Annotated in this window: 17 protein-coding genes; 5 read left to right on the forward strand and 12 right to left on the reverse strand. The window is 40.1% G+C overall.

The features are described 5' to 3' along the window. Window positions 1-37: 37 nt before the first annotated feature. From aguB to N8M20_RS08705, 6 genes are read right to left on the reverse strand one after another with little or no spacing between them, the layout of a single operon-like run. The gene (gene aguB, locus N8M20_RS08680; RefSeq protein WP_261080315.1) at window positions 38-913 is read right to left on the reverse strand and encodes an N-carbamoylputrescine amidase; all 876 of its coding nucleotides are present in this window, start codon (window positions 911-913) and stop codon (window positions 38-40) included. A 9-nt stretch (window positions 914-922) separates the two neighbouring features. Continuing rightward, window positions 923-2,008, reverse strand: coding sequence for an agmatine deiminase (gene aguA, locus N8M20_RS08685; RefSeq protein ID WP_261080316.1), 1,086 nt, complete (start codon window positions 2,006-2,008; stop codon window positions 923-925). Then, window positions 2,005-3,132: a carboxynorspermidine decarboxylase gene (gene nspC / locus N8M20_RS08690; RefSeq protein ID WP_261080317.1), complete on the reverse strand. Its 1,128-nt coding sequence runs from the start codon at window positions 3,130-3,132 to the stop codon at window positions 2,005-2,007. Before nspC ends, aguA begins: the two co-directional genes overlap by 4 nt. Beyond that, window positions 3,132-4,391 carry a saccharopine dehydrogenase family protein gene (locus N8M20_RS08695; RefSeq protein WP_261080318.1) on the reverse strand — a complete coding sequence of 420 codons (1,260 nt, stop codon included), beginning with the start codon at window positions 4,389-4,391 and terminating at the stop codon, window positions 3,132-3,134. The genes nspC and N8M20_RS08695 overlap by 1 nt, the downstream gene beginning before the upstream one ends. Further along, on the reverse strand, window positions 4,388-5,248 hold the full coding sequence (gene speE / locus N8M20_RS08700; protein WP_000366713.1) for a polyamine aminopropyltransferase: 861 nt from the start codon (window positions 5,246-5,248) through the stop codon (window positions 4,388-4,390). The genes N8M20_RS08695 and speE overlap by 4 nt, the downstream gene beginning before the upstream one ends. After that, window positions 5,249-6,709: an aminotransferase class I/II-fold pyridoxal phosphate-dependent enzyme gene (locus N8M20_RS08705; RefSeq protein ID WP_261080319.1), complete on the reverse strand. Its 1,461-nt coding sequence runs from the start codon at window positions 6,707-6,709 to the stop codon at window positions 5,249-5,251. It abuts the gene before it with no gap. 706 nt (window positions 6,710-7,415) lie between these two features. On the opposite strand from N8M20_RS08705, the gene N8M20_RS08710 reads away from it, so the two are divergent. Beyond that, on the forward strand, window positions 7,416-8,111 hold the full coding sequence (locus N8M20_RS08710) for a VIT1/CCC1 transporter family protein (RefSeq protein WP_261080320.1): 696 nt from the start codon (window positions 7,416-7,418) through the stop codon (window positions 8,109-8,111). A 283-nt stretch (window positions 8,112-8,394) separates the two neighbouring features. Here N8M20_RS08710 and N8M20_RS08715 read toward each other — a convergent pair whose 3' ends face one another. After that, window positions 8,395-10,383, reverse strand: a complete 1,989-nt coding sequence (locus N8M20_RS08715) for an ABC transporter permease (protein WP_261080321.1) — start codon at window positions 10,381-10,383, stop codon at window positions 8,395-8,397. A 1-nt stretch (window position 10,384) separates the two neighbouring features. Continuing rightward, window positions 10,385-11,143, reverse strand: coding sequence for an ABC transporter ATP-binding protein (locus N8M20_RS08720; RefSeq protein ID WP_000173358.1), 759 nt, complete (start codon window positions 11,141-11,143; stop codon window positions 10,385-10,387). A gap of 427 nt (window positions 11,144-11,570) precedes the next feature. Between N8M20_RS08720 and N8M20_RS08725 the strand changes: the two genes are divergently transcribed. Beyond that, window positions 11,571-11,768, forward strand: a complete 198-nt coding sequence (locus N8M20_RS08725) for a hypothetical protein (protein WP_125452115.1) — start codon at window positions 11,571-11,573, stop codon at window positions 11,766-11,768. A gap of 137 nt (window positions 11,769-11,905) precedes the next feature. On the opposite strand, the gene N8M20_RS08730 is transcribed toward N8M20_RS08725, so the two are convergent. From N8M20_RS08730 to N8M20_RS08745, 4 genes are all read right to left on the reverse strand, one after another. Further along, window positions 11,906-12,178: a PspC domain-containing protein gene (locus N8M20_RS08730; protein ID WP_001085044.1), complete on the reverse strand. Its 273-nt coding sequence runs from the start codon at window positions 12,176-12,178 to the stop codon at window positions 11,906-11,908. 58 nt (window positions 12,179-12,236) lie between these two features. Further along, complete coding sequence (locus N8M20_RS08735; RefSeq protein ID WP_261080322.1) at window positions 12,237-12,686, reverse strand: SprT family protein; 450 nt, start codon at window positions 12,684-12,686, stop codon at window positions 12,237-12,239. Further along, window positions 12,673-14,802, reverse strand: a complete 2,130-nt coding sequence (locus N8M20_RS08740) for a Tex family protein (protein WP_261080323.1) — start codon at window positions 14,800-14,802, stop codon at window positions 12,673-12,675. The genes N8M20_RS08735 and N8M20_RS08740 overlap by 14 nt, the downstream gene beginning before the upstream one ends. A 103-nt stretch (window positions 14,803-14,905) precedes the next feature. Then, on the reverse strand, window positions 14,906-16,222 hold the full coding sequence (locus N8M20_RS08745) for a DUF1919 domain-containing protein (RefSeq protein ID WP_261080325.1): 1,317 nt from the start codon (window positions 16,220-16,222) through the stop codon (window positions 14,906-14,908). Window positions 16,223-16,902: 680 nt separating this feature from the next. On the opposite strand from N8M20_RS08745, the gene N8M20_RS08750 reads away from it, so the two are divergent. The 3 genes from N8M20_RS08750 to N8M20_RS08760 are packed head-to-tail and all read left to right on the forward strand — an operon-like array spanning window position 16,903 to window position 18,752. Further along, on the forward strand, window positions 16,903-17,034 hold the full coding sequence (locus N8M20_RS08750; RefSeq protein WP_000268685.1) for an SPJ_0845 family protein: 132 nt from the start codon (window positions 16,903-16,905) through the stop codon (window positions 17,032-17,034). Continuing rightward, on the forward strand, window positions 17,035-17,940 hold the full coding sequence (locus N8M20_RS08755) for a permease (RefSeq protein WP_261044789.1): 906 nt from the start codon (window positions 17,035-17,037) through the stop codon (window positions 17,938-17,940). Continuing rightward, on the forward strand, window positions 17,937-18,752 hold the full coding sequence (locus N8M20_RS08760) for a TIGR03943 family putative permease subunit (protein ID WP_261080324.1): 816 nt from the start codon (window positions 17,937-17,939) through the stop codon (window positions 18,750-18,752). The genes N8M20_RS08755 and N8M20_RS08760 overlap by 4 nt, the downstream gene beginning before the upstream one ends. Window positions 18,753-18,887: the final 135 nt, after the last annotated feature.

Consider the following 18,887-nt stretch of genomic DNA (forward strand, 5'->3'; position numbering starts at 1 on the left):
ACGAGTCTAGCAGAATGAATCTCTTATTTCTCCCATACTAATCCGTAATTCGTTGATACATTTCGGGTCTTCTATCTCGAAACAAGCCCCAGTTTAAGCGTTCGCTTGCTCCCTTGTCAAGATCATAAGTTGCTAACAGAACAGCTTCTTCTTGTCTTTCAGCTCGTTCTAGAATAGCTCCTGTTTCATCCGTCATAAAGGAGGAACCGTAGAAGTCAAGACTGGAACTCTGTCCACCATTTTCCTCACTAGGCGTGACCTCTTCCAAGCCATAGCGATTGGCTGCAATGACTGGAACAATATTTGCTGCTGCGTGTCCTTGCATGGTACGTTGCCAATGACCACAACTATCTGTATCCAAGATTAGCTCTGAACCGATGGCTGTAGGATAAAAGAGCAATTCAGCACCATTTAACGCAAGACAGCGCGCTGTTTCAGGGAACCATTGATCCCAACAGATACCGATACCAATCTTGGCATAGCGAGTATCCCAGACCTTGAAACCTGTGTTGCCAGGCGTGAAATAGAATTTTTCTTGATAATAATGATCATCTGGTATGTGGGTCTTTCGATAAACACCCAGCACCTCACCGTCTGCATCAATGACGGCAATAGAGTTATACAAGACATTGCCATCTTTTTCATAGAAACTGATTGGTAAAACTACCTTTAGCTCCTTGGCAATGGTTTTAAAATGCTGAATAGCTGTATTGTCTGTCACCGACTGGGCATGCTGGTAGTAGTCATACTGACGTTCCTGACAGAAATAGGGACGTTCAAACAACTCGGGCAAGAGAATAATTTGTGCGCCTTGTTCTGCAGCCTGACGTACTAAACGCTCTGCTGTTTGAATATTTGTTGCCACATCCTGAGCACATTGCATTTGAATCGCTGCAACACTTACATTTCTCATCTTTTTCTCCTATTCTGGGATTTGTTGGGTGATACAGTGGATATTGCCACCACCTAAAAGAATATCTCTGGCTGGTATTCCGACAACTTTACGGTCTGGGAAACACTTACTGAGAATATCTAAGGCTACTTGGTCGTTTTTATCTTGAAACTGGGGAACAAGGACAGCTTTGTTGGCGATATAAAAATTTACGTAGGAAGCAGCAAGCCTTTCACCTGCGTATCTCTCTTCTTCTCCTTCTTCATAAGTATAGCCTGGTAAATCGTCCTCAGTGACAACTTGACGAATAGCTGGGATAGGAAGCTTATGAATGGTGAAGGGACGACATTTTGCATCCGTTTCTTGCTCTAAGAGTTCGAGATCTGCTTTTGACATGGAATATTGAGGATCACTTTCGTCGTCCGTCCAAGCCAAAACAAGCTCAGCAGGACCAACGAAGGCAGCAACATTGTCAACGTGTTCATTGGTTTCATCCTGATAAATGCCATAAGGAAGCCAGATAACTTTGTCAGCACCAAGGCTCTCTAATAAGGTGTTTTCGATTTCCTCTTTAGTCAGGTTAGGGTTGCGACCAGGACTAAGCAAGCAACTTTCAGTCACAAGAATGGTTCCTTGACCATCGCTATGGATTGCGCCTCCTTCCAGTACAAAAGGCTTGGCATCATAAACAGGCATTTCCAAGGCCTCAGCAAAACGACTAGCTACTTGATCATCTTCATCATAATCTTGATAAAGACCATCCACATATCCACCCCAAGCATTGAAAGACCAATCCACGGCTAATTTCTGGCCTTTATCATTGACGAGAATAGTCGGACCCGTATCACGCGCCCATGCATCATTGGTGGGAATGTCTAAATAAACAACGCTATCTCCAAGGTAGTCTTGGGCTTCAACTAAGTAGTCTTGATCCACCAAAAGATAGACTCTTTCCCCCTCTGCTATAGTCTTGATAATCTGGCTAAATGCTTTTTTAGCAGCTTTACCTTGAAAAGGCCATGATCCTGGTCTTGTAGGCCAGATCATCAAGGTTCCGTGATGGGGTTCATACTCTGCTGGCATACGATAGCCTAATTTTTTTGGACTGTCCATCATGATAATCTCCCTTTAAAGTCTTGATATCCAAAGGATTTGACTAAGCTACAGTCACCCTGATCGTCCATGAGATAAAGACTTGGTAATCCAATACCGTTAAAGGTATTATTTTTAACAAATGAATAAATAGCCATGTCTTCAAAATAAAGTCTATTACCGATTTGGACTGGATTTTCAAAGCTATAATCACCAATCACATCGCCCGTCAGACAAGTATTGGAAGAAAGTCTATAGGTATGGGCTTTTTCCTGTGCTTCAAAGCCATTTCTCAAAGGTGGACGATAGGGCATTTCAAGTACATCTGGCATATGGCAGGTCGCGGAGGCATCTAAAACCAAGATTTCCATACCGTTTTCGACAATATCCAATACTTCAGTTGCTAGATAACCCGCATTGAGCGCAATGGCTTCACCCGGCTCGATATAGATTTCAAGATTGTAAGTTTCTCGGAAACGCTTGATTTCAGAAATCAGCAAATCCACATCGTAACCTTCTCTTGTGATGTGGTGTCCGCCCCCCATATTGAGCCATTTGACCTCATGTAAGTAGGGACCAAACTGCTCTTCTACTGCTTTCAAAGTTGTTTGTAAATCATCTGCTCCCTGCTCACAAAGGGTATGAAAATGAAGGCCATCCACCAATTCCAGCAAATCACTCGGTATCTTGTCTAGGGTAACTCCAAAACGGGATCCAGGGGCGCAAGGATCATAGAGCGCGTGATCTCCTTGAGTTGAACACTGAGGGTTGAGGCGCAAACCAACACTGATACCAGTATCTCGACAACGGGCCCCATGTTTACGCAACTGTCTCTCTGAGTTAAAGACGATATGATCCGTTATCTCCAGCAATTCCTCCAAGTCTGCATCCTTGAAAGCAGGTGCAAAGACATGGACTTCCCCTGGGAACTCTTCTCTAGCGAGCTTGGCCTCATAGAGACCACTTGCAGTTGTGCCAGATAGATACTGGCTAATCAAGGGATAGGTTTTGTAGAGGGAATAAGCCTTCTGGGCAAGCAAAACCTTGCAACCGGTTTCTTCTTGTACATATTGCAAAATGCGACAGTTTGCTTCTAACTTGGCCAAGTCAATGACATAGGCTGGCGTTGGTACTTGTTCTAGCTTCATTAGTCCACCATTTGTGGATTTTCAACCACAACCCAAGGTAAACCATACTCATTCAAAGCTTCCATGAATGGATCTGGATCCAATTCTTCAAGGTTATACACTCCAGCTTGTTTCCAAATACCGTTCATAACCAATTTTGTCCCAATCATGGCTGGAACGCCTGTCGTGTAAGAAATTGCTTGTGAACCAACTTCTGCGTAACATTCCTGATGGTCGCAAACATTGTAGATGTAAATGGTCTTTTCAACACCATCTTTGACACCTGTAAAGATACAACCGATATTGGTTTTACCAACCGTGCGTGGACCAAGGCTGGCTGGATCTGGAAGCAAGGCTTTCAAAAATTGAATTGGAACAATTTCTTGGCCGTTAAAGTTAATGGCATCCGTACGAAGGAGACCGACATTTTCCAAGCATTTCATGTGCGTCAAGTATGATTGACCAAAAGTCATAAAGAAACGAATGCGTTTGACACCTGGAATGTTCTTGGCCAATGATTCAATTTCTTCATGGTGAAGGAGATACATATCTTTTTGTCCAACTTGAGGGAAATCGTACTCACGCTTGATAGACATGGCTTCAACCTCAACCCATTTCCCATCTTCCCAGTAAGAACCTGGCGCAGAAACCTCGCGGAGATTGATTTCTGGGTTGAAGTTGGTCGCAAATGGATAACCGTGGTCACCACCATTACAGTCTAAAATATCGATATAGTGGATTTCATCAAAATAGTGTTTGAGGGCATATGCTGAAAAGACACTAGTCACACCTGGATCAAAACCAGAACCAAGAAGAGCGGTCAAGCCAGCTTTTTTGAATTTCTCTTGATAAGCCCACTGCCATGAGTAGTCAAAGTAGGCTGTAAAACCAAGTTCCTTGCAGCGTTTTTCGTAGATAGCACGCCATTCAGGGTCTTCTGTGTCCTCAGCCTCGTAGTTGGCTGTATCGATATAGTGAACACCTGTTGCCAAACAAGCGTCCATAATGGTTAAATCTTGATATGGTAAAGCTACGTTCAAAACAGCTTCTGGTTTGTAGTTTTCAATCAGGGCAATCACTTCTTCTACCTTGTCAGCATCAAGAGCAGCTGTCTCAATCTTTGTACTTGTTTTGCCTTCCAGTTTAGCCTTCAAGTCATCACATTTTGACTTAGTACGGCTAGCAATCATAATTTCTGTAAAGGTTTCGCTATCTTGGCAAATCTTTGAAATAGCAACTTGGGCAACGCCCCCACATCCAATAACTAGTAAACGACTCATTTTTTTCCTTCCTCTTCTTCTAAAATGTCTTCTACATACTTAGGCAACATGAAGGCCCCTACATGTAAGTTTGCAGTGTAGTATTCTGTGAAAAGCTGGCGTTTTTTCCAGCCTTCCTTGTCAAAATCTTTGACAGGGTGGTATTTTTTCGATGCAAATCCAAACAACCAATAACCAGCAGGGCTAGTTGGGATATGGGCCTGATAGACCCGACTGATTGGAAAGGCTTGATTGACCTTGCGGTGCATGCTACGGCAAGCCGACTCATCCTCGTCAAAGAAGGGACTACCATGTTGGTAAATCATGATGCCGTCTTCTTTCAAGGCTCTGTAACTGTTGCCGTAAAATTCCTTGGTAAAGAGCCCTTCCGTATGTCCAAATGGATCTGTCGCATCGTTGATGATAATATCGTAATCATCTTCGCAGTTTCGCAAAAAGCGTAGCCCATTTTGGTAGTAAATGGTAACACGAGGATCATCTAGCCCTGCAGCAAAATCTGGGAAATACTCACGACAAACCTCAACTAGCATCTCATCTGGTTCCACGATATCGATTTGTTCCAGTTCAGGATAGAGTGTTAATACTTGAGCAACACCTCCGTCGCCACCCCCAATAACCAAAACTTTCTTGGGATTTGGGTGGACAGCCATGGGAACGTGGACAGTCATTTCATTGTAGACAAAATCATCCGCATCTGAGAACAAAACATGCCCATTTAAAATCAAAATCTTTCCAAAAGCTGGCGTATCCAAGACTTCGATATCCTGCCATTCACTTTTTCCAGCGTAGAGTTGCTTGGCTGTTCTCAGGGACAATTTGACATCTGGAGTATGAACTTCAGAAAACCATAAATCCATCTAGTTCTCCTTTCTCTTAATGACGTTGATGTGATTGACCTCAGGATCTTCCGTCCCTTGGAGGGAACAACCACGTTCCTTGGCAAATTGGATATAGTCTACAATTTCTCGTGTAATGCGTTCTCCAGGAGCCAAGATAGGAATCCCTGGAGGATAGCACATGACAAATTCTCCACAGACCTGTCCAACAGATTCATCCAAGGTTAAACTTCTTCTCTCTGAATAGAAGGCTTCCTGAGGAGATAACACCAACTCAGGCTGAATATATTCTCCTGCTATCAAGTCCTTCCCATCTCGTGAGTATAGTCTCTTGATATCCGCCAAAGCACCGACCAGACGCTCGATATCTTGGATGCGGTCGCCAATGGAAATATAAGCCAATATGTTCCCAATATCCCCAAATTCAATTTGAATGTCGTATTCATCTCGCAAGAGGTCATAAACCTCTATCCCTGTTAGCCCTATTCCCTGAGTGTAAACGGACAGCTTGGTCACGTCAAAATCACAGACCGACACACCGTCTATTAACTCTTTTGAGTAGGCATAGTAACCACCGATAGCATTGATTTCACGACGAGCATACTCAGACAGTTCAATGACCTTTTCAAACGACTCTTTACCACGAAGGGCCAAGTTGCGACGTGAAATATCCAAACTGGCCATCAACAAGTAAGAGGCAGATGTTGATTGGGTCAGGTTGATAATCTGACGAACGTATTCAGGATTCATCTGCTCTCCAATTAAAAGAAGCGAGCTTTGGGTCAAACTCCCACCAGACTTATGCATAGAGACCGCCGCCATATCAGCTCCTGCATCCATAGCAGACAGTGGTAGTTTATCTGTGAAATGCAAATGCGCTCCATGGGCTTCATCTACTAAAACCATCATGCCAGCTTCGTGAGCCATTTCCGTTAAACTCTTGAGGTCTGAACAAATTCCATAATAAGTAGGATTGTTAATCAAAATGGCCTTGGCATCTGGATGGTCCTTTATGGCCTGTGCTACTCGGTCATTTTCAAGACCTAAAGCGATACCAATCTTAGGATCCACACTCATCTCGATATAGATAGGAATGGCACCGCATAAAACTAGAGCATTGATAGCAGATTTATGGACATTTCGTGGCAGAATAATCTTATCCCCTGCTTTACAAGTAGAAAGAATCATAGTCTGCACCGATGAAGTTGTTCCCCCAATCATGAGAAAGGCATGGCTAGCTCCAAAAGCATCCGCAGCCAATTCCTCCGCATCTCGAATAATCGAAATAGGATGCCCTAAATTATCCAAGGGTTTCATCGAATTGACATCAATGCCTACACATTTTTCTCCTAACAGTTCGACAAGTTCTGGATTTCCCCTTCCTCGTTTGTGACCTGGAACATCAAAGGGAACAATTCTTTTCTTGCGTAGCTTCACCAAGGCCTCATAAATTGGGGCTTGGTTTTGATCTAATTCTCTCAAGACATACTCCTTTCCATATTTTTAGAACCTCACCATAAATAAGGAACTAAAGGATACTTATGAAAAAAGAGCAGGTTTTCACCTGCTCTGCAATCTTCTGACGTTTTTATGTTTGTTTCTTTTGAGTATGTCTGTTCCTGATGTTTCCTAACTCTCTAGTAGCAAATATTACGTACTTTATTGATCGTTTCACAAGATGACGTGTGCTTTCACCACACTAAAAATTATGAATTAGGATAAAAATCCTAACATCAACTTATAAAAGTAGGCTTTTAACCCTATCAATAATGTGGCTTTTCAACCACGCTTCGGCATTCAACCCTGCCTGTCCGTAGGCATTTTTTACTCGGGTTTATATTTGCTAGAAAACATCATCTCATTTTCTAAGCCCCATTACTATATCATGTTTTCAAGAACTTGTAAAGCGTTTTACGGAAAAAATATAAAAAGGTTCGCAAAATAGTTGGATTTTACTCGATTTAACAATGATTGTTTCCTTGTAAACGATTATAAAGTGAACGAAATATTTATCGTATTTAATTTAAAATTTTTTATGCTATTCTATACTATTTACCTTCGGTGTTTGATCTATTAGAAAAGATGTCGACATTTTTATATCATTAAAATCGTGCAACTTTTTTCAGATAGTTTTAAAAGATTGATTTCCTTATATTTTTCCTTTATACTGGATAAAAAGGAGAATAATATGTCAGAAACAAATCACGAAATTGATTCAAACTTTGCAGGTCGTTTAAATATCCTGCGTGCTGGTGTTCTTGGTGCAAACGATGGAATTATTTCCATTGCTGGTGTGGTTATCGGGGTTGCCAGTGCTACGACCAATATCTGGATCATCTTTTTATCAGGCTTTGCGGCTATCTTGGCAGGTGCCTTTTCAATGGCTGGTGGAGAATATGTGTCCGTTTCAACTCAGAAAGATACCGAGGAAGCGGCCGTTGCGCGTGAGCAAGTCTTGCTAGACCAAGATATAGAGTTAGCCAAAAATTCTCTCTATGCTGCCTATATCCAAAATGGAGAATGTGAAACCTCTGCTCAACTCTTGACCAACAAGGCCTTTCTTAAAAATCCACTCAAGGCTCTGGTCGAGGAAAAATATGGGATAGAGTATGAAGAGTTTACCAATCCTTGGCACGCTGCCATTTCTAGCTTTGTTGCCTTTTTCCTTGGTAGCTTACCACCAATGCTGTCAGTGACCATTTTCCCAAGTGAATACCGCATCCCTGCTACCGTCCTTATCGTCGGTGTGGCCCTTCTTCTCACTGGTTACACTAGTGCAAGACTTGGAAAAGCTCCAACCAAAACAGCTATGATTCGAAACCTAGCTATCGGTCTTTTAACCATGGGAGTTACCTTTCTGCTAGGACAACTTTTCAGCATTTAATACTCTTCGAAAATCTCTTCAAACCACGTCAGCTTCACCTTGCCGTATATATGTTACTGACTTCGTCAGTTCTATCTGCAACCTCAAAACTGTGTTTTGAGCTGACTTCGTCAGTTTTATCTACAACCTCAAAACTGTGTTTTGAGCTGACTTCGTCAGTTTTATCTACAACCTCAAAACAGTGTTTTGAGCAACCTGCGGCTAGCTTCCTAGTTTGCTTTTTGATTTTCATTGAGTATAAAATACAAGAAATACCTCGATTTTGAAGCCGAGGTATCTTTTTTTACATTTGTACAATCTTGCGATAGCTTCTTGAAGTAATCATGAAAATCAGCACATAGGCGATGAGGAAGATAGCACAGATAGACAAGGTCACAGTCAACATCATAGTCGTATCTATTACACCAATCACTTTTAAAATCAGACTAAGCATATGGTAGGCAAAAGCTAGATGTATGAAGGCAAAAAGCAAAGGAAGGAAGAAAACAGTTAAAACCTGTTTGTTGATGGTTTGCTTGATTTGCTTTTGATCTAAACCAACTTTCTGCAAGATAATAAAGCGTTCACGATCTTCGTAGCCTTCAGAAATTTGTTTGTAGTAGATTACCAGAACGGTTCCGACCATAAAGATAATGGATAGGAAAATACCGATAAAGAAGACACCACCAAAGAGGGCACTCATCTGAGCACTAGCATCTGCTAGATTACTACCGTAAACATAGCTACCTTCCGTGTTTAATTGAGCATTAAACTGATTGAGGTATTTATCATATTCTTCAGCGACCTTGAGTTGTTCTTCTTCGTTGGCATTTACATTCATACCACCGTAAAACTGATTATAGATAGCCGAATCTGGAAATTGGTCAAAAAAGGCTTGTAAATTAGGTACAACAAGGTAATTGTAATCAGCAGTCAAAATATTAAACTGATTTGGAACATGGTTTACAATGAAATCTTTAGTAAATTCTTCTTTGACAGAAAATTGATGATCATTTAGAGTTAGAGCTTTCTGTTCTTTAACTCCCTCATTCTTTGCAAAGAGTCCGACCTCATTTCCTGATAGAGACAGTTTTTGGCCAGTCATATTTTCATAATCTTTTTGGTCAAATACCATGAAAACTGTTGTGGGTTGGACACGATTTTGTCCTTTTTCAAAAAGGGTTAACTTGCTACCTTCTTGGTTTGCAACACCAAAGTAAGCGTAACGAAGAACTTCTTTCTCTTTAATCTTATAACCTTTGTCACTTGCAAACTGGCTCAAGAGTTTGTCCAAATCTTCTTTTTCAACATTTTGCCCTGAAACCCCAAAATCATGAGGATTCAGAACTTTTTTAAAGCTTTCTGAAGCATTGAAAATGCTTGTCGCTGCAGACATGGTCACCAAAACCATTGTTGACAAGATAGCGATAGTTGCTAGTCCAACTGCATTTTTCTTCATACGGAAAATCAAGTTAGACACTGAGATAAGGTTATTTGGTTGGTAATAATATTTCTTGTTTTTCTTTAAGATTTGTAGAAAGACTGTAATCCCTGCATTAAACAATAGATAAGTACCAAAGATAACCAGCAAAACAGCTAGGAAGAAAGTTGTTAAAGCTGTAAGAGGATCTTTTACCGTAAGGGCAAGATAATAGCCAATACCTAAACTTATGGAACCAAGAATAGTTTGGAGAGGTAAGAAGCGACCTTTTTTCTCACCACTAGCTTTCTCACGTGAGAGCTGGAGGGCATTCATACGGGCGATTCGAAGGGCATTGAGGAACATGAGGCCTAGGAAAATCAATCCAAAGACAACAAGTACCGCAATGACAACATTCATTTGGAAGGTAGCGACCAGCTCAACCTTCAATTTCATCAGTTTAAGCAAGAAAGCGAAAATTAACTTGTCAAACAAGGCTCCAATACCGATACCCGCTCCAACAGTTAGAATCCCAAATACCACTAACTCCTTAAAGGTCATACTGATAAGATGACGCTTCTCCAAGCCCAACATGCCATAAATTCCTAGTTCCTTGGAACGGTTCTTCATGACAAAACTATTGGCATAAAGGACGATAATGGCTGACGCAAGGGTGACGACAAACATACCAAATCCAAGAGTAGCTTGAATGGTTGATCCTCCACGGATTTCCGCAATCTTAGGATTAAAGGTTAGAGAGTAAAAGAGATAGGTGACAGTGACTGCCAAGAGAACAGCCAGCGCAAAAGGATAGTAGAGTTTGCGGTTTTTAATCAAGTTCGATACCGCTAACTTATTGGTTAATCGAAACATACTAATTCACCTCGCTTGCCATGACAGTCAAGGTATCAGAGATTTCTTGGAACATCTGACGCTCTGTTTTCTCTCCACGGTAGATTTGATTGTAAAGAATGCCGTCTTTGATAAAGAGTACACGTTTAGCTCTGCTAGCTGCTGCTGTTGAGTGGGTTACCATGAGAATGGTTTGGCCGCGCTCATTGATTTCATCAAAAACATCAAGTAAGGCTGCAGATGATTTGGAGTCAAGGGCCCCTGTTGGCTCATCCGCAAGGAGAATTTCAGGTTCTGTGATGATGGCGCGGGCTACTGCTACACGCTGTTTCTGACCACCAGAAATCTCGTAAGGGTATTTCTCTTGCAATTGGTTGATACCAAGATTCTCAGCTGTCACCACCAATTTCTTCATCATCTCCGTAATAGGTCTTCTTGACAAGACAAGCGGAAGCAAGATATTATCCTTAACAGACAGAGTATCTAGCAAATTAAAGTCTTGGAAGACAAAGCCCAACTTTTCACGACGGAAGCTAGAAGCCTGTGAATTTTTAATGGTTGCGGTATCAGTTCCATTCAAGTAAACCTGACCACGACTTGGTTTATCCAGCATAGCTAGGATATTGAGGAGAGTTGATTTACCAGAACCAGACTCACCCATGATAGCAACGTAGTCACCCTTTTCAACGGTAAAGTGAATATCCTTGAGGGCTTCTACTTGGTTGCCCTGAAAACGAGTTTTATAAATTTTTTGAACGTGTTTTACATCTAAAAGTGTCATGAGAATCTCCTTTCTTAATATCCCATTAAATGAAATGTAGCTTGCATCATAGCACATCCCAGCTGAACGCGCTCGATATCTTTGTGGCTTGGTTTTCTTGTTTTCTTCTGTAAGATTTGTTTCATGATGTTACTCCTTTGTTCTTTATGAGTCTAGTTTACATCAAAAAAAGACTGCTTGCCATAACATAACCTTACAAAAGAGACTTTAATCTTACATTTTTGTAAGATTGAAGTAAATGTAGGCAAAATTACTTAGAAAATGATTTGATTTCCTATTTTTAAAATTGTAAAATATAAGTATGAAAAGGCTTACTTTGGAAAAGGGGAGGCGGGAACAATCACTTGAGTAAACTCACCACTATGAAACACCATTAAATTGAACACTTGCAAGTCGTTCAACCTATAAGGAAAGAAGGTGCGCTTTAATGAAACATAAAGAACATATACTCATCGGAATTCTCTATCTCCTCTCTCCATTCATCGGTCAGCTCTTAGTTGAAAAAACATACTTTATCGGTACAGAATTTACAGCTACTGCTTATGCTATTTGCTGGCTATCAGTTGTTATCAGCATCCATCATTTTTCAAAAAATGTATTGTCTCAGCATGAAAAATCAGATTAAAAAACTGAGTTTAAAATAATATTTTTAGTTTGTAGAAGAAGCTGGGAAAATCTTATTAAAAGTAAAAAAGCTTTAAATCAAGCGGTTTAGACTATTGATTTAAAGCTTTTTGCTTATTCCAAATCTTCTGTAGAACCTCACCAAAACCAGCCTTCATTATCGTCAATGGCTTGGGCTTCTTTGCGTTTACGTGGGCCTGTTCCGTACATTTCTGCTTCGATTTCTTCCTTGGTTGGCATGATAGAAGCTAGGATGATATAGATAATCACGCCAAGTCCAAAGTTTGCGACTGTAAAAATAGCAAACAAGAAACGAACAAGGGTAACATCAAAGTTCCACTTGTCTGACAAACCTGCCAGAACTCCTGAAATCATGCGATTTCGTCTCATTTTATAAAATTTACTGTTCATGATATTTCCTCTTTCTGCTAGGTTAGACATAGTATACCACGGGTAGGCTCGACTTTCATCAGTCCTCAGGCTGATTTACTAGTAGCAATTTACCTCGACAAAGTCCACAGCGATAGCGTTTGGTATCAATCCTACGCTTACGCTTATAAGTTTGCTGGCAGAATTGGCACCGATAGAGCTTGATTGTCTTGGAGTTGCTATTTGGCAAGGTTGGTACAAAGCGTAATCCATCCACTGCTTTCAAAAGTTCTTTAAAATCCCGATCCTTGTGTTGATAGCCCTTCCCTTGAAAATAGAGGTGATAATGACAGAGTTCATGTCGGACAATTTTTCTAAAAACGTCCAACCCCAGTTCCTGATAAACCTTGGGATTAAAATCCAAATGCCCATCTTTTGGGAAAAATCGCCCACCTGTCGAACGTAGACGCCTATTCCACTGAACATGATGGATAAAAGGTCTGCCGAAGTCTTCTAGCGAAACTTGCTTGACGTAATCAGTCAGTTTCATTTGGAGCGAGGAGCGACAGATTGACTTTTTCACGTTCAGTATCAATTTTCTTGACCCAAACAGTCACCAAATCTCCGACTGACACCACTTGGCTTGGGTGTTTGATAAATTTGCGACTCATATGGGAAATATGAATCAAGCCGTCCTCGTGAATCCCGATATCAACGAAGGCACCGAAGTCAACGACATTACGCACAACACCTTCTAGCTTCTGGCCTACCACTAAGTCTTTGATATCTAGGACATCTTGGCGAAGCACAGGTGCATCAAAGGAATCACGGAAATCTCGACCTGGTTTGAGAAGATCTGCAATGATATCTTTAAGAGTTTCTGGACCAAGGTCTAGCTCTTGCGCCATTTCCTTGGCTGAAAGCGACTTGAGTTTACTTTGGGCTTCTTCATTCAAGTCTGTAATGTCCAAAAGTTTGAAAAGTTCCTTAACGGCAGCGTAATTTTCTGGGTGAACTCCTGTATTATCAAGGATATTGCTACTTTCAGGGATACGAAGGAAACCAGCAGCCTGTTCGAAGGCCTTGGCCCCCAGACGCGGAACTTTCTTGATTTGAGCGCGTGAAGTGATTTTTCCTTCTTCCTCACGGTATTTGACAATATTTTCAGAAATGGTTTTATTGAGTCCAGCTACGTGTGAAAGAAGAGCTGGACTGGCCGTATTGACATTGACACCGACTTGGTTTACCACTGTATCGACAACAAAGTCCAGACTCTCAGACAATTTCTTCTGGCTGACATCGTGCTGATACTGTCCGACACCGATTGACTTAGGATCGATTTTAACCAATTCCGCAAGAGGATCTTGCAAACGACGGGCGATAGAAATAGCCGAACGCTTTTCAACGGTCAAGTCTGGGAACTCCTGACGAGCAAGTTCGCTGGCAGAATAGACAGAAGCACCACTTTCATTGACGATAACATAGCTGACTTCAGGGAAATCTTTCAGAACTTCCGCCACAAAGGCTTCACTTTCACGACTGGCAGTTCCATTTCCGATGGCAATAATTTCTACACTGTATTGACCAATCAAATCTGCCAAATCTTTCTTTGCTTCTTCGATTTGACGGGCTGATGCTGGTTTAACAGGATAAATAACCTGAGTCGTTAGCATTTTTCCTGTTGCATCCACGACAGCTAGCTTGGCACCTGTACGAAAGGCAGGGTCAAATCCAAGAACCACGCGCCCTTTCAGAGGAGCAACCAATAGGAGATTGTGTAGGTTGTCCGAAAAGAGTTGAATAGCTCCCTCTTCTGCCTTTTCAGTTAATTCTGTACGAATACGTCGTTCGATAGCAGGCAAAACTTTTTTCTTAACGGATTGTTGAACAACTTCATTAATATAGGTATTTTTTACCTTGAAACGAGCTGCAAAGAAGGCAAGGATACGGTCCGTCGCATGTTCAAAACCAACCTTCAAGACACCTAGCTTCTCCCCACGATTAAGGGCTAAGGTACGATAACCCTGCATATTTCCAACTGTCTCAGAAAAATCATAGTAAATTTGAAAAACCTGCTTTTCATCAAGACTTTCATCCTTGACTTGAGAAATGAGTTTAGAGTGTCTCAGAACCTCCTGATAAGTCATGGAACGCAAGGTCACATCTTCCGATAAGGCTTCTACCAAGATATCAACTGCACCAGCCAAGGCTTCCTTACCAGTCGCAAATCCTTCACAGACAAACTTTTCAGCCTCTTTTTCTAAGTCCGCTACATTTTGCAAAATCAAGCGAGCAAGTGGGAAAAGTCCGGCTTCACGTGCAATGGTTGCCTTGGTCCGACGTTTTTCCTTGTATGGAAGGTAGAGTTCTTCTACATCTGCTAGTTTTTCGGCAGCTAAGATAGCTTCTTCCAACTCCTTGGTCAACTTGCCTTGTTCTTGAATCTTCGCCAAGACAGCTTCCTTGCGGTCATTGAGATTGGTCAGACTTTTATCCAAGTCGATAATGGCCTTAATCGTCACCTCATCCAGACTACCAGTCATGTCCTTGCGATAACGCGCGATAAAGGGAATAGTCGCCCCTTCGGCAGTCAAACTTAGAACAGTATCAATTTGCTTTAACGTCACTCCCAAATCTTGGGAGATTTTTTCATATTTTTTATCCATGAATCTATTATACCACAAGCTAAACGTTTCAAATTAGCTCTTACAGTATTTAAAAACAATATGTGGGGAATAGATTTATATGCTATAGCGCAATAACTTGTACTTAAAGAGCATTGCCACCTTTTTTTAACCAATCCATGACATCAAAAGTATTTAATGGATCTGGCATAATAGCTAGTTCTGAAAGATGTTCCTGACCTGGAATAACACATTGACTTTTTAAATTTTTATATGGACGATTGACTAAAATTAATTTATTAGAATAGGGAAGATTATCCATCTTACTTAAAATTTCTTCACTAGCTGAATCTTTATTATCAAATTTAAAATAAAGATTATCCCAATTTATACGTTTTTTTCTTTTTTCCCACTTAGTCCGTGCTTCTTCAATACTAGAATAATGTAAAAAGTGAATATCTATATCTCCTAAGTGCCCCAAAGGATAAACTTCATGAGTCCAGCTCGGTGAAATAAGTTCCTCTTCGAAAACAAGTTCTTGTTCCATATAGTAACGAAAATCCTTTGTAAGTTTATAATAATCATCAGGGAGAATAAATAAACCAACAAAAGGTGTTCTATATTGAAAACCAAGTTGTTTATAAATTAATCCGCCGACACAATTATTACTTATAATGGTAAAATCTAATCTTTCAAGATCAAGAAAAGGGAAAATTCCTTTCTCTGCAGCTATCAACTTATGATAAACAATTTCAGAATCTAAATGTTCACCGTCATTTTTTAACCAAGCACTAAAATTTGCTAATTCTTGAATATACTGTTTTTTCGCTATTTCTATATCATAGTCTTCTAAGACAGAGCAATCTTTGATTCTATTTTCATAATTTTCTAATATGATTTTGTAGGAGTCTTTTAGAGGTTTAGCATCTACAACAGGTTTATAGATATATGTCGGGAAATTAATATAGGTTGCAGTTTTAGAGTGAATATAAAGTCTCCAAATAAGGTTGTTTATATCAAATTGATTTATTTTTCGTAAAAGCTTACTATTGAATAATTTTCCAAATAATGAGCAATATTGTTTTCTAATTCGATGATCTGTATCATCCATCTTTTGCAAAACTTGAACATTCGTTAAATTTTCTGTCAACCAATTATCCCCCCAAGGATAAAAGTAAAATACTCCATCATTCAAATCAGCAAAATTACCAAGAACCACATCAGAATCAGATAATCTTATCGCATGATACATCTTTTCAAATGTCCAATCAAATAATGAATCATTTGAAGATAGAAACGTAATATAATCTCCTGTAATCATATCAGACAACTCAGCAAAAGAATTCTCATCTATAATCTTAATATTAAATGATAGATCCATCTGTTGGCTAATGGAAACTATTTCCTCTGTAGATTGATTTACAATAATAACCTCTATATCTTTTAATGTTTGTCTTTCCACTATTGACAAAGACTCTAATAAACTATTTCTGTCTCCTTGATGTAACAAAACAACACTAATTGAGTAAGTCAATTTGACTACCTCCCATAATTTTCTGCTAATGATTTTCTTTTTATTTTAATTATAGCATAAAAAATTTGGTGTTTACAAATGCTTGCCGTTGCTTGTTGATAGTTTATTTTCATAATTATCTTTGCCCGTATCATTGAGAAGGTTGCAATTTAATTCTAATAGTTTACAGAAAGACTAGTGATTAATTTCACTGTTTTTATTTTTACCAAACGCTTTATAAAGGTATTTGTTGAAGTTAACGAATCAATTTTCAGAGCAAATAAAAAATCGCAAGCCTGAGCCTGCGGTGGGGATAATCTTTTTTGAAATTTTGAAACAAAAAAGGAGCATTTAAGCTCCCCCCTTTGAAATAACGGACACTTGGCTGGTCGGTGTACCCAGCATCTCAGATACCTTTTTCAAGGTGCGGCAGGAACCTTTCTGCCCTCAAATGTCTTGCGTTAATGTTATTCTAGCACCATCTACTTTTTTTGTCAAACTTTCTCAATCTACCAGACTTAATCAGGATTTATAAAGCTCTATTATTCGTTAAATACTCAATTTTAACTTTTCCCTTTTCCTCAAAATAATAGTATAATAGAGGTAGAATTTAGAATCGAGGTACACCTATGGCTGTAAAATTTACAAAACGAGACGACTTGGACAAGATGTTTGAAGAGTTTGCGAAACTCCCTGATTTGAAGCAGGTCACTTTCCCTGATGACAAAGAGAAAAAAGCCAAAGCAGAAAAGAAAAACTAGATGACTGCTTTCCAACAACTCCCGTCTAGTGTGCTTCAGACTGGGGCTATTTTTCTCTCTATAATCATTGAAGCCCTACCCTTCGTTCTGATAGGAAGTATTGTCTCAGGGTTGATTGAGGTCTATATCACACCTGACAAGGTTTATCATTTTCTCCCTCGAAATCGTTGGGGGAGAATCTTTTTTGGGACCTTCGTTGGGATACTTTTCCCTTCTTGCGAATGTGGAATCGTCCCCATTATCAATCGTTTTCTGGAAAAGAAGGTCCCCAGTTACACGGCCGTTCCTTTTCTTGTAACAGCACCTGTTATCAATCCCATTGTTCTCTTTGCGACCTATTCTGCCTTTGGCAACTCCTTCCATATCGCCCTATTACGAGCTCTGGGTTCCATTCTTGTGGCTGTGATACTTGGGATTTTTCTAGGATTTTTCTGGCAAGAACCGATTCAAAAAGAAAATCGGTTGGCCTGTCATGAACATGATTTTTCTCACTTGACCCCTGCAAAAAAAGTTTTTCAGGTTTTTGTGCAAGCAATTGATGAATTTTTTGATACGGGGCGTTATTTGGTATTTGGCTGTCTCTTTGCCTCTGTTATACAGGTTTATGTTCCGACTCGGATTCTGACCTCTATCAGTGCGACTCCTCTTTTTGCCATCCTGCTCTTGATGCTTTTGGCCTTTCTTCTCTCTCTCTGCAGTGAGGCGGATGCCTTTATCGGGGCTTCTCTTCTCTCAAGTTTCGGATTAGCACCAGTTCTGGCCTTTCTCGTCATTGGCCCAATGCTGGATATCAAAAATATTCTCATGATGAAAAATTACTTGAAAGCACGATTTATCAGTCACTTCATTACGATTGTGACTCTCGCCGTCTTAGTTTATTCTCTCTTGATTGGAGTCATCCTATGATTCGATTTTTAGTTTTAGCTGGCTATTTTGAATTGACCATTTATCTCCATCTGTCGGGCAAGTTAAACCAGTACATCAACATGCACTATTCCTATCTGGCCTATATTTCCATGGTACTTTCCTTTATTTTGGCTATTGTTCAATTGTATATCTGGATGAAGCAAGTCAAAACCCACAGTCATCTGAACAGTCGATTGGCCAAGGTGACGAGTATTGCTCTTCTGGCTATTCCGATTGTCGTTGGTTTAACTTTCCCAACTGTTAGCTTGGATTCTCAGACTGTTTCTGCTAAAGGTTATCATTTTCCGCTATCAGAAGGAATAGATCAAGCCATTCAAACCAGTGAAGGGACGACAAGCCAATATTTGAAACCAGATACCAGTTCTTATTTCTCAAAAACAGCCTATGAAAAGGAAATGAGAACGGCGGCGGATAAATACTTGTCCCAAGATAGCATTCTCATCACGAATGAAAACTATATGGAAGTCATGGAAGCCATCTACGACTATCCAGATGAGTTTGAGGGTAAGACAGTCCAGTTCACAGGCTTCGTCTACAATGACCCCAGTCATGCCAATAGCCAATTTTTATTCCGCTTCGGCATTATTCACTGTATCGCAGATTCTGGTGTTTATGGATTGCTGACCAAGGGAAATACCCGTCAGTATGAGAATAACACCTGGATAACAGCCAAAGGAAAACTGGTCAATCACTACCATAAAGAACTCAAACAAAATCTCCCAACCTTAGAAATCGATAGCTTTACCAAAGTCGATAAACCAGAAAATCCCTATGTGTATCGAGTGTTTTAAAAAGCAAACCAAGTTCATAAAAAACGAACAAGTTCTCTTCTGAATGACAGAAAAAGAGGGCTCTTTGTCAACTGTAGTGGGTTGAAGAAAAGCTAATATCTAGAAAGGACAAATTTCGTCCTTTCTTTTTTGATA

Origin of the sequence: Streptococcus mitis (genome assembly GCF_946190275.1) — a bacterium.
GTDB lineage: Bacteria > Bacillota > Bacilli > Lactobacillales > Streptococcaceae > Streptococcus > Streptococcus mitis_DC.